The sequence below is a fragment of the Streptomyces africanus genome (assembly GCF_002150735.1).
In the GTDB taxonomy this organism is placed as follows: Bacteria; Actinomycetota; Actinomycetes; order Streptomycetales; family Streptomycetaceae; genus Streptomyces; species Streptomyces africanus.
The window spans coordinates 26,078-38,076 of sequence record NZ_MUKA01000075.1 but is presented as its reverse complement, the minus strand read 5'-3'; the positions used below and the strand labels follow the sequence as shown (position 1 = coordinate 38,076).

Sequence of the window (11,999 nt, the reverse complement as noted above, 5' to 3'; positions counted from 1 at the left end):
GAGACAGGGGCCCCCTCCGGGGCTCGAAACTGCGTGCTGCATAATGGCTTGTGAATGTGAACGCTTTCACAAGCGGTTGTAAGGAGCGGCGACGTGGACCTGGCTCTGGCGCCGGAGACCCTGGCGCGATGGCAGTTCGGCATCACCACCGTCTACCACTTTCTGTTCGTCCCCCTGACGATCTCGCTGGCCGCCCTGACGGCCGGACTGCAGACCGCCTGGGTGCGGACGGAGAAGGAGAAGTACCTCCAGGCGACGAAGTTCTGGGGCAAGCTCTTCTTGATCAACATCGCGATGGGTGTGGTCACCGGCATCGTGCAGGAGTTCCAGTTCGGCATGAACTGGTCCGACTACTCGCGCTTCGTCGGTGACGTCTTCGGCGCGCCGCTCGCCTTCGAGGCCCTGATCGCCTTCTTCTTCGAGTCCACCTTCATCGGCCTGTGGATCTTCGGCTGGGACAAGCTGCCGAAGAAGATCCACCTGGCCTGCATATGGATGGTCTCGATCGGCACGATCCTGTCGGCGTACTTCATCCTCGCGGCCAACTCCTGGATGCAGCACCCGGTCGGCTACCGGATCAACGAGGCGAAGGGCCGGGCCGAGCTCACCGACTTCTGGCTGGTGCTCACCCAGAACACCGCGCTCGCCCAGGTCTTCCACACGCTCACCGCGGCCTTCCTGACCGGCGGCGCCTTCATGGTCGGCATCGCTGCCTTCCACCTGGCCCGCAAGAAGCACGTCCCCGTGATGAAGACCTCGCTTCGGCTGGGCCTCGTCACCGTCGTCATCGGCGGTCTGCTCACCGCGGTCAGCGGTGACACCCTGGGCAAGATCATGTACCAGCAGCAGCCGATGAAGATGGCCGCGGCCGAGGCGCTGTGGGACGGCGAGAAGCCGGCGCCCTTCTCGGTCTTCGCCATCGGTGACGTCGACAAGGGGCACAACAAGGTCGCCATCGAGATCCCCGGCCTGCTGTCCTTCCTGGCCAAGGACGACTTCACCTCGTACGTGCCCGGCATCAACGACGTCAACAAGGCCGAGCAGGAGAAGTACGGACCCGGCGACTACCGGCCCAACATCCCCGTCGCCTACTGGGGCTTCCGCTGGATGATCGGCTTCGGCATGACGTCGTTCGCCATCGGCCTGGCCGGGCTGTGGCTGACCCGCAAGAAGTTCCTGCTGCCGCAGCATCTGCGGGTGGGTGAGGACGAGGTGCCGCATCTCGTGCTCCTGCCCAGGAAGGCCCTCGGCCCGACCCTCACCAAGTGGTACTGGCGCATCGCGATCCTCACTCTGGGCTTCCCGCTGATCGCCAGCTCCTGGGGCTGGATCTTCACCGAGATGGGCCGCCAGCCCTGGGTCGTCTACGGCGTGCTCCAGACCCGTCACGCGGTCTCCCCCGGTGTCTCCCAGGCCGAGGTCATCACCTCGATGATCGTCTTCACCACGCTGTACGCGATCCTCGCCGTCGTCGAGGTCAAGCTGCTGGTCAAGTACGTCAAGGCGGGCCCGCCGGAGCTCACCGAGGCCGACCTCAACCCGCCCACGAAGATCGGCGGCGAGTCCCGTGACGCCGACAAGCCGATGGCCTTCTCGTACTAGGCCGAGGGAGCTGCACAGTCATGGAACTGCACGACGTCTGGTTCGTCCTGATCGCCGTCCTGTGGACCGGCTACTTCTTCCTGGAGGGCTTCGACTTCGGGGTCGGGGTGCTCACGAGGCTGCTCGCCCGCAACCGGCCCGAGAAGCGGGTGCTGATCAACACCATCGGTCCCGTCTGGGACGGCAACGAGGTGTGGCTGCTGTCCGCGGGCGGTGCCACCTTCGCCGCCTTCCCCGAGTGGTACGCCACGCTCTTCTCGGGCTTCTACCTGCCGCTGTTGCTCGTCCTGGTCTGCCTCATCGTCCGGGGTGTGGCCTTCGAGTACCGCGCCAAGCGGCCCGAGGAGAACTGGCAGCGCAACTGGGAGACGGCGATCTTCTGGACCTCGCTGATCCCCGCGTTCCTGTGGGGTGTGGCCTTCGGCAACATCGTGCGGGGCGTGAAGATCGACCAGGACTTCAACTACGCCGGTGGCGTCCTGGACCTGCTCAACCCGTACGCCCTGCTCGGCGGTCTGGTCACGCTGGCGCTGTTCACCTTCCACGGGACGGTGTTCGTCGGGCTCAAGACGGTCGGGGAGATCCGGGAGCGGGCGCGGAAGCTGGCGCTGCGGGTCGGGCTGGTGACCGTCCTGCTGGCCCTCGCCTTCCTGCTGTGGACGCAGTCCGACCGGGGCGACGGGGCATCGCTCGTCGCGGTGGTCGTGGCGGTGGCGTCGCTCGTCGTGGCCCTGGTCGCGGCGCGGGCGGGGCGTGAGGGCTGGGCTTTCGCCCTGTCGGGGCTCACCATTGTGGCCACGGTGGCGATGCTCTTCCTGACGCTGTTCCCGAACGTCATGCCGTCGACGCTGAACCCGGACTGGAGCCTGACGGTCACCAACGCCTCGTCCAGCCCGTACACGCTGAAGATCATGACCTGGTGCGCGGCGGTCGCCACACCGATCGTGATGCTCTACCAGGGCTGGACGTACTGGGTGTTCCGCAAGCGGATCGGTACGCAGCACATCGCCGAGACCGTGCACTGAGGTGTGTTTCACGTGAAACCGATCGATCCGCGTCTGCTCCGGTACGCCCGTGCCACCCGGGTCTTCCTGGTGGCGGTCGTCGCCCTGGGCGCCGTCGGGGCGGGGCTGGTCATCGCACAGGCGATGCTCATCGCCGAGGTGGTGGTCGGCGCGTTCCAGCACCGCATGACGGTGTCCGACCTCGGCACTCCCCTGCTGCTGTTGGCCGCTGTCGCGGTCGGCCGGGCGCTGGTCGGCTGGCTCACCGAGCTCGCCGCGCACCGGGCGAGCGCGGCGGTGAAGTCCGAGCTGCGGGGGCGGCTGCTGGAGCGTTCCGCTCAGCTGGGGCCGGGCTGGCTGAGCGGGCAGCGGACCGGTTCGCTGGTTGCCCTGGCGACCCGGGGCGTCGACGCCCTCGACGACTACTTCTCGCGGTATCTGCCGCAGTTGGGTCTCGCGGTGGTCGTGCCGGTGGCGGTGCTGGCGCGGATCGTCACCGAGGACTGGGTCTCCGCGGCCATCATCGTGGGCACCCTGCCGCTCATCCCGGTCTTCATGGTGCTGATCGGCTGGGCCACCCAGTCCCGGATGGACCGTCAGTGGCGGCTGCTGTCGCGGCTGTCCGGGCACTTCCTGGACGTCGTCGCGGGGCTGCCGACGCTGAAGGTCTTCGGGCGGGCCAAGGCGCAGGCCGAGTCGATCCGGCGGATCACCGGCGAGTACCGGCAGGCGACCATGCGGACCCTGCGGATCGCCTTCCTCTCCTCCTTCGCGCTGGAGCTGCTCGCGACGATCTCGGTGGCGCTGGTCGCCGTGACGATCGGCATGCGGCTGGTGCACGGCGAGATGGATCTGTACATCGGCCTGGTCATCCTGATCCTGGCCCCCGAGGCGTATCTGCCGTTGCGGCAGGTCGGGGCGCAGTACCACGCGGCGGCGGAGGGGCTCGCCGCGGCCGAGGAGATCTTCGAGGTCCTGGAGACACCCGTTCCGGCGTCGGGTTCCGTGGCCGTACCGCCCGGTGCGCTGGCTTTCGAGGGAGTGACCGTCCGCTACCCCGGGCGGGCCGCCGACGCCGTGTCGGGCGTGTCCTTCACCGTCGAGCCCGGGGAGACGGTCGCGCTGGTCGGGCCGAGCGGTGCCGGCAAGTCGACGCTGCTGAACGTCCTGCTCGGATTCGTGCCACCGGCCGGAGGACGGGTGCGGATCGGGGGAGCCGACCTCGCCGACGTGGACCTGGAGCAGTGGCGGTCCCGGATCGCATGGGTGCCGCAGCGGCCGCATCTGTACGCCGGGACGATCGCCGAGAACGTACGGCTGGCGCGGCCCGACGCCGACGACGACGCGGTACGGCGGGCGCTGCGGGACGCCGGGGCGCTGGAGTTCGTGGAGGCGCTGCCCGACGGCGCGGACACCGTGCTCGGCGAGGACGGGGCCGGGCTGTCCGCCGGGCAGCGGCAGCGGCTCGCGCTGGCCCGGGCGTTCCTCGCGGACCGGCCCGTGCTGCTGCTCGACGAGCCGACGGCCGCGCTGGACGGGGCCACGGAGGCCGAGGTCGTGGCGGCCGTACGGCGGCTCGCGGCCGGGCGGACGGTGCTGCTCGTCGTGCACCGCCCGGCGCTGCTGGGGGTGGCGGACCGGGTGGTGCGGCTGACGGAGCCCGAGACCGCCGCGGTGCCTGTCGCGTCGGCAGCGGTCCGCAACCAGGGAACGGTCTCCGTCGAGGCCGAGCTTCCCCCTGCGGCCTCTCCGGCGGAGCCGGGCGGGCGGCCCGCTTCGGGCGGTGTCCTCGGGCGCGTCCGCGCCATGTCCGGTGCCCGGCGCGGGCGGCTGGGACTCGCCCTGCTGCTCGGGAGCCTCGCGCTTGGGAGTGCCGTAGGTCTCATGGCGACCTCCGGGTGGCTGATCTCGCGGGCGTCGCAGCAGCCGCCCGTGCTGTATCTGATGGTGGCCGTGACGGCGACGCGGGCCTTCGGGATCGGACGGGCCGTGTTCCGGTACGCCGAGCGGCTGGTCTCGCACGACGCCGTGCTGCGGATGCTGGCGGACACCAGGGTCGCGGTGTTCCGCAGGCTGGAGCGGCTGGCGCCCGCGGGGCTGCGCCGGACCCGCCGGGGTGATCTGCTGTCCCGGCTGGTGGCGGACGTGGACGCGTTGCAGGACTACTGGCTGCGGTGGCTGCTGCCGGCCGGGGCGGCCGTCGTCGTGTCGGCCGCGTCCGTCGGTTTCACGGCATGGCTGCTGCCCGAGGCCGGGGCCGTGCTCGCGGCCGGGCTGCTGGCGGCGGGGGCGGGCGTGCCCCTCATCACGGGTGCCGTGGCGCGGCGGGCCGAGCACAGGCTGGCGCCCGCCCGCGGCGTGCTCGCGACGCGGGTGGCCGATCTGCTCACCGGTACCGCCGAGCTGGCCGTCGCCGGTGCCCTGCCCGCCCGGGCCGCCCAGGCACGCGAGGCCGACGGGGTCCTCACCCGGATCGCGTCGCGCGCCGCCACCGCCACGGCACTCGGCGACGGGCTCACCGCGCTGATCTCCGGCCTGACCGTCACGGCCGCCGCCCTGACCGGCGCACAGGCGGTCGCGGCCGGGCGGCTGGACGGCGTGACCATGGCCGTCGTCGTCCTCACCCCGCTGGCCGCCTTCGAGGCCGTGCTCGGGCTGCCGCTCGCCGTGCAGTACCGGCAGCGGGTGCGCCGCAGCGCCGAGCGGGTGTACGAGGTGCTGGACGCCCCGGAGCCCGTGGGGGAGCCCGAGCAGCCGCGTCAGGCGCCCGCGTCGCCGTTCCCGGTCGCCGTCAAGGGGCTGGCCGCGCGGCACGCGGGCCAGGACCGGGACGCGCTCGCCGGGCTGGACCTGACCCTCGACGAAGGCCGCCGCGTCGCCGTGGTCGGGCCCTCCGGCTCCGGCAAGACGACCCTGGCGCAGGTGCTGCTGCGCTTCCTCGACGCGGACGCGGGCTCGTACACGCTGGCGGGCGTGGACGCGTACGCGCTGGACGGGGACGACGTGCGCAGGCTCGTCGGGCTGTGCGCGCAGGACGCGCACCTCTTCGACAGCTCGTTGCGCGAGAACCTGTTGCTCGCCAAGAAGGACGCCACGGAGGACGACCTGCGTGCCGCACTCCGCCGGGCCCGGCTGCTGGACTGGGCCGACGGCCTGCCCGAGGGGCTCGACACGCTCGTCGGCGAGCACGGGGCGCGGCTGTCGGGAGGCCAGCGGCAGCGGCTGGCACTGGCCCGGGCACTCCTCGCCGACTTCCCCGTCCTGGTGCTCGACGAGCCCGCCGAACACCTGGACCTGCCGACCGCCGACGCGCTCACCGCCGACCTGCTGGCCGCCACCGAGGGCCGCACGACGCTGCTCATCACGCACCGGCTGGCGGGTCTGGAGGCGGTGGACGAAGTGATCGTGCTGGACCAGGGACAGGTCGTGCAGCGCGGGACGTACGCGGAGCTGGTGGCCGTCGACGGGCCGCTGCGGGAGATGGCGGAGCGGGAGGCGGCGTCGGAGTCGCTGACGGCCGCGCCTTAGCGGGCCCGGCCGGCGCCGCACCGAGCGCCCCCTGACAGAGTCCGACCGGCGCCGCACTGAGCCGTTCGGGGCAGTCGGTCCCCCGGCCGTACGAGGTGAACAGGGCCAGGGCGCCCGGGCTGGGCGACGATCACTGACATGCGCTCATATCGCCGCCATCGTCTGCTGGTTCCGGTCCTGCTGTGCGCGCTGGCGGTGCTGGCGGCCGGACCGACGGCGGCGCCCAGGGAACCCGGGAGCGATACCGGCGGGGACCCGGGGCTCAGCGCCGAGGTGGTGCGGTTGTACGAGGAGGCCGCCGTGGCGACGCAGCAGTACGAGGCGGGGCGCCAAGAGGCCGAGGAGCAACGGGCCAGAGCCCAGCGGGCCGAGGAACTCCTGGACCGTCAGCGGCGGCACATCGCGGCCCTGCACGAAGACCTGGGCAGGATCGCCCGTGCCCAGTACCGCTCCAGCGGTGGGCTGCCGGTGGCCGCCCAGATGATCCTCGCCGACGGCCCCGACGATCTGATGCGGGGCCAGCACGCCTTCTCCCAGACGAATCTCGCCGTGAACAACGCGATCTCCAAGAGCCGGCGGGCCGAGGCACGGCTCGCCGCGGACGAGACCAGGGCCGCGGCCCACTGGCAGGCGCTGGAAAAACGGAACACCCAACTCGCCGCTCTCAAGGCGGACATCGAGCAGAAGCTGGAAACCGCCCGCTCGCAGCTCCAGGGGCAGGCGGACGCCTCGGCCGCCGCCGGGGCATGCCATGGTGCCGTGCGGCTCGACCAGCCGGAGACGGGATTCACGACCGCGTGGGTCGCGCCCGTGGAGACGTACGAGCTGTCCGCGTCCTACGGCAGCGGCGGTGCGCGGTGGTCGAGCCGGCACACCGGGCAGGACTTCGCGGTGCCGATCGGTACGCCGGTGCGGGCTGTGGGCGCGGGCCGGGTGGTGAAGGTGTCCTGCGGGGGGGCCTTCGGCATCGAGATCGTGCTCAGGCACGCGGGCGGCTACTACACGCAGTACGCCCATCTCGCGTCCGTCGCGGTCGACCAGGGGGAGCAGGTCGAACCCGGACAGTGGATCGGCCAGTCGGGCACCACGGGCAACTCCACCGGACCGCACCTGCACTTCGAGGCCAGGGTCACGCCGGAGATGGGCTCGTCCGTGGATCCGGTGTCATGGCTGGCGGCGCGCGGGGTGTCGCTCTGACCCGGGCGAGAGCCGCAGCCGCACCGCCGTCACACCTCCAGCCACGCCGGCTACGGCAGTTCCGTGAGCAGCTGCTCGATCACGACCGCCACGCCGTCCTCGTTGTTCGCGACCGTCCGTCCCGAGGCCGCGGCGATCACGTCCGGGTGGGCGTTGCCCATCGCGTAGGACCGGCCCGCCCAGGTCAGCATCTCGACGTCGTTGGGCATGTCACCGAAGGCGACGACCTGCTCGTGTGAGATGCCGCGCTCGGCGCAGCACAGGGCGAGCGTGCTGGCCTTGGACACGCCGGGGCCGCTGATCTCGAGCAGGGCGCTGGGGCTGGAGCGGGTGACGTTGGCCCGGTCACCGATGGCGAGCCGGGCCAGGGTCAGGAAGGCGTCGGGGTCCATCTCGGGGTGGTAGGCCAGGATCTTCAGCACCGGCTCCCCGGCCGCTCGGTGCTCCGGCGACAGCAGCTCCTCCGCCGGGGCGAGGCTGTCGGGGATCTCCATGTGCAGCTTCGGATAAGCCGGTTCCTGGTAAAAGCCGTACGTCTGCTCCACCGCGTACACCGTGCCCGGAGCCGCGTCACGCAACAGCCTTACGGCGTCCAGCGCGTTCGCCCGCTCCAGCTCCCGTACCTTCACGAACCGGTGGGAGCCGGGGCCGCCGTGCAGGTCGACCACGGCGGCGCCGTTGCCGCAGATCGCCAGGCCGTGGCCGTGCACGTGGTCGCTGACGACGTCCATCCAGCGGGCCGGGCGGCCGGTGACGAAGAAGACCTCGATGCCCGCCTTCTCGGCGGCGGCCAGCGCGGCCACCGTGCGGGGGGACACCGACTTGTCGTCGCGCAGCAGGGTGCCGTCGAGGTCGGTGGCGATCAGTCGCGGCGGGACGGTCTCGGCCGCGGTCTCGGGCTGTCGGGTCGCTGAGATCACCCGGCCATTGTCCCGCATATGCCTGCACGGGCGTGCGGGAGTCCGCACAGGTGAGTGGATACCGCCCTCACCAGGGCCTCACGAGGGGTTTCTCGCAAGCCCCTCAGAGCACCTGAAGCCCTCAAGAGCACGTGAGGCCCTCAGCGCACCTGAGGTCCTCAGCGCAACTGCGCCGACGCCTCCATGGCGATCTGCTCGAAGGCCTTCTCGTCCGTCGCGAAGGGCGAGTCGGGGATGGGCCAGTGGAGCACGATCTCCGTGAAGCCCAGCTCCCGGTGCCGGCCGGCGAAGTCGACGAAGGCGTCCAGGGACTGCAGCGGGCCGCCGCGGTCCGGGGTGAATCCGGTGAGCAGGACCTTGTCGAGGTCGGTCATGTCCCGGCCGATCTCGGCGCAGGTGTCGGCGAGCTTCTCCACCTGCCCGCGAATGGCCTGAACCGACTGTTCAGGAGTGCCGTTCTCGTACAGCTTCGGGTCGCCGGTGGTCACCCACGCCTGCCCGTACCGTGCGGCCAGACGCATTCCGCGCGGCCCGGTCGCGGCCACCGCGAACGGCAGCCTGGGGCGCTGCACACAGCCGGGGATGTTCCGTGCCTCGTGCGCCGAGTAGAAGTCCCCCTCGTACGACACCGCGTCCTCACTGAGCAGCCGGTCGAGCAGCGGGACGAACTCGGCGAAGCGGTCGGCGCGCTCGCGCGGGGTCCACGGCTCATGGCCGAGCGCGGTGGCGTCGAAGCCCGAGCCGCCCGCGCCGATGCCCAGGGTGACCCGGCCGCCGGAGATGTCGTCGAGGGAGATCAGCTCCTTGGCGAGAGTCACCGGGTGCCGGAAGTTCGGCGAGGTCACCAGAGTGCCCAGCCGCAGCCGGTCGGTGATGGTCGCGGCGGCGGTGAGGGTCGGAACGGCGCCGAACCAGGGGCCGTCCCGGAAGCTGCGCCACGACAGGTGGTCGTAGGTGTACGCGGTGTGGAAGCCGAGCTCCTCGGCACGCGTCCAGGCCGCACGACCGCCTTCCTGCCAGCGTTGATAGGGGAGGATCACGGTGCTCAGACGCAGACTCATGGCATCGAGCCTAAGGGAGCGCAGCGGCTGGACCGTGTTTCACGTGAAACAGTCACCGTGCGCGGCTCGTCCCGCACCGCGCGTCAGTGAGGCCCTGGAAAGCGCAGATACCGCGGCTGTACGGCCTCGGTGAGCCATACGCCGTTCGCGCTCACCTGGAAGACATGGCCGTCGCGGTGCATGGCGGCCGCGTCCACGGCCAGCACGACCGGCCGGCCACGGCGGGCGCCGACGCGGGTCGCCGTCTCGCGGTCCGGCGAGAGGTGCACGGCATGCCGGTGCATCGGCCTGAGTCCCTCGGCCCGGATCGCGTCCAGGTTGCGGGCGACGGTGCCGTGGTAGAGGTACGCGGGCGGGGTCGCCGTCGGCAGTCCGAGTTCGACCTCGACGCTGTGCCCCTGGCTGGCGCGGATCCGGGTGCCCTCGACGGCGAAACGCCGCTTGTCGTTGGTGGCGACGACGTGGTCCAGCTCGGCGCGGGTGACGGGGAAACCATGGGCGGCGGCTGCGGCGATCAGCGTGTCGATCTCGACCCAGCCGCCCTCGTCCAGTGCCAGCCCGATTCGCTCCGGCTGGTGCCGCAGATGCTTCGAGAGGTACTTCGACACCTTCACGGTGCGTCTTTCATCCATTCCCTCAGGGTGCGGGAGAGACCTGAATCACGCGATTGAGTTTCCCTCTGGAGGTTTGATCCACAGCCAAGGGGTGTTATCCACAGGCGAATTCGCAGAGTCTGTGGACAACTTGCCTTCACATCAGGCGACTTGGGGTCACACCGGCGGCTTCAGCCGTGCGATCCCCCGCAGTGCTCCCGGCGCGAACCGCGACAGCCAGCGCGCACCCCGCGCCTCCGGTGTGACCGGGACCACCGCCTCGTTGCGCACCACCGCCCGCAGGATCGCGGCGGCGACCTTCTCCGGCGGGTAGTTCCGCAGCCCGTACAGACGGGCGGCACGCTGCTGGAGCCGCTTCTCCTCGCCTGCCCCGACCCCGGCGAAGTGCGCCGTGGACGTGATCGCCGTGTTGACGAAGCCGGGGCAGACCGCCGTCACGCCGATCCCCTGCCCGGCGAGTTCCGCCCGCAGGCACTCGCTGAGCATGAGGACGGCCGCCTTGGAGGTGCTGTACGCGGGCAGCGCCCGGGACGGCTGGTACGCCGCCGACGACGCCACGTTGACGATATGGCCGCCCTGCCCGCGCCCGGCCATCCGCCGGCCGAAGAGCCGGCAGCCGTGGATCACGCCCCACAGGTTGACGTCGAGGACCTTCTTCCAGTCCTGCGGCGTGGTGTCGAAGAAGGAACCGGACAGTCCGATCCCGGCGTTGTTCACGAGGACGTCCACCACGCCGTACTCGGTGGTGACCTTCTCGGCGAGCGTCTCCATGGCCTGCTCGTCGGAGACGTCGACCGTCTCCGCCCAGGCCGCCGGAGCGCCCGTCAGGCGGCACGACTCGGCGGTGCGGGCCGCCGCCTGTGCGTTCCGGTCGACGGCGACCACGCGCGCGCCGTTCCCGGCGAACGCCAGCGCCGTCGCCCGCCCGATGCCGCTGCCCGCCCCGGTGACCAGGACGAGCTGTCCGCCGAACCGCTGGGCGTGCCTGCCGCGCGCCGGCGCCGGGGACCGTCCGCTCTCCACGGACGTCACGAACTCCTCGATCCACGAGGCCAGCAGATCCGGACGGGTGCGTGGGATCCAGTGCCCCGCCTGCACGGTCCTGCGGGTCAACTCCGGAACCCACTGCTCCAGCCCGTCGGTGAGCCGCTCCGACAGGAACCGGTCCTCCAGGGGCGTCACGACCTGCACGGGCGCGTGCGCGTACGCGTCCGTGCGTGGCCTGCGCAGCCGCGGCCGTACGTTGTCCCGGTACAGCCAGGCCCCGTGTGCCGCGTCCGACGGCAGGGACGAGGTCGGGTAGTCACCCCGGGGCACCTTCTCGACGCGCTCCAGAACCCCCGGCCAGCGCTTGCCCAGCGGGCCGCGCCAGGCCAGCTCGGGCAGCACCGGCGTCTGCAGCAGGTACACGTACCAGGACCTGGCGCCCTGCCCGAGGAGCTGGCCGATCCGGCGCGGGGTGGGCCGCTTCACACGGCTGTCGATCCAGTGGCCGAAGTGGTCCAGGGACGGCCCGGACATCGAGGTGAAGGACGCGATGCGGCCCTCGGTGCGCTGGACGGTGGTGAACTCCCAGCCCTGCACCGAGCCCCAGTCGTGCCCGACCAGATGCACCGGCCGGTTTGGGCTGACCGCGTCCGCGACGGCCAGGAAGTCGTCCGTCAGCTTCTCCAGCGTGAACCCGCCCCGCAGCGGCCGCGGCGCCGTCGACCGCCCATGGCCGCGGACGTCGTACGCCACCACGTGGAAGTGCCCGGCCAGGCGCGCGGCGACCTCGGACCACACCTCTTTGCTGTCGGGGTAGCCGTGCACCAGGACCACCGTCGGCCGCCGCGGATCACCGGCCTCGGCCACGCACAGCTCGACCTCACCGGTCCGCACCCGGCGCTCCCGCGCGCCCGTGAGCAACGTCATCCGGCGAATCTGGCAGTTGTTAGAGGGTTCGTCAACAGGAGACTCCCGGTCGTGGTAACTCTCGAGAACCAGGCCCCCTAAGGGCCCGTACTACTCCAGGTTGACCTGAAGACAGCTCTGCGGAGTGACGACCGCCACGATCGCGGCCCGTACCTTCTA

General features: G+C 71.3%; 8 protein-coding genes. 4 read left to right on the top strand and 4 right to left on the bottom strand.

The features are described 5' to 3' along the window. Positions 1-93: 93 nt before the first annotated feature. The 4 genes from CCL05_RS11725 (at position 94) to CCL05_RS11710 (ending at position 7,331) form a co-directional block, all read left to right on the top strand. A complete protein-coding gene (locus CCL05_RS11725) occupies positions 94-1,602 on the top strand; it encodes a cytochrome ubiquinol oxidase subunit I (RefSeq protein WP_086560445.1) in 1,509 nt (502 codons plus the stop codon). Between the two features lie 20 nt (positions 1,603-1,622). After that, on the top strand, positions 1,623-2,627 hold the full coding sequence (cydB, locus tag CCL05_RS11720; RefSeq protein ID WP_086560444.1) for a cytochrome d ubiquinol oxidase subunit II: 1,005 nt from the start codon (positions 1,623-1,625) through the stop codon (positions 2,625-2,627). Positions 2,628-2,639: 12 nt separating this feature from the next. Continuing rightward, complete coding sequence (gene cydD / locus CCL05_RS11715) at positions 2,640-6,134, top strand: thiol reductant ABC exporter subunit CydD (RefSeq protein ID WP_086560443.1); 3,495 nt, start codon at positions 2,640-2,642, stop codon at positions 6,132-6,134. Positions 6,135-6,272: 138 nt separating this feature from the next. Further along, positions 6,273-7,331, top strand: a complete 1,059-nt coding sequence (locus tag CCL05_RS11710) for a M23 family metallopeptidase (protein WP_086560442.1) — start codon at positions 6,273-6,275, stop codon at positions 7,329-7,331. A gap of 50 nt (positions 7,332-7,381) precedes the next feature. Here the strand turns inward: CCL05_RS11710 and CCL05_RS11705 are convergent, their stop codons facing one another. From CCL05_RS11705 to CCL05_RS11690, 4 genes are all read right to left on the bottom strand, one after another. Next, positions 7,382-8,269 carry a Cof-type HAD-IIB family hydrolase gene (locus CCL05_RS11705; RefSeq protein ID WP_167409549.1) on the bottom strand — a complete coding sequence of 296 codons (888 nt, stop codon included), beginning with the start codon at positions 8,267-8,269 and terminating at the stop codon, positions 7,382-7,384. A gap of 140 nt (positions 8,270-8,409) precedes the next feature. Next, entirely contained in the window at positions 8,410-9,312 is a 903-nt protein-coding gene (locus CCL05_RS11700) for an LLM class flavin-dependent oxidoreductase (RefSeq protein WP_086560440.1), read from the bottom strand. A gap of 83 nt (positions 9,313-9,395) precedes the next feature. Beyond that, a complete protein-coding gene (locus tag CCL05_RS11695) occupies positions 9,396-9,944 on the bottom strand; it encodes an RNA 2'-phosphotransferase (protein ID WP_086560439.1) in 549 nt (182 codons plus the stop codon). Positions 9,945-10,082: 138 nt separating this feature from the next. Further along, positions 10,083-11,840 (bottom strand): SDR family oxidoreductase, encoded by a 1,758-nt coding sequence (locus tag CCL05_RS11690; RefSeq protein ID WP_086560438.1) that lies wholly within the window; start codon positions 11,838-11,840, stop codon positions 10,083-10,085. Between the last annotated feature and the right edge of the window lie 159 nt (positions 11,841-11,999).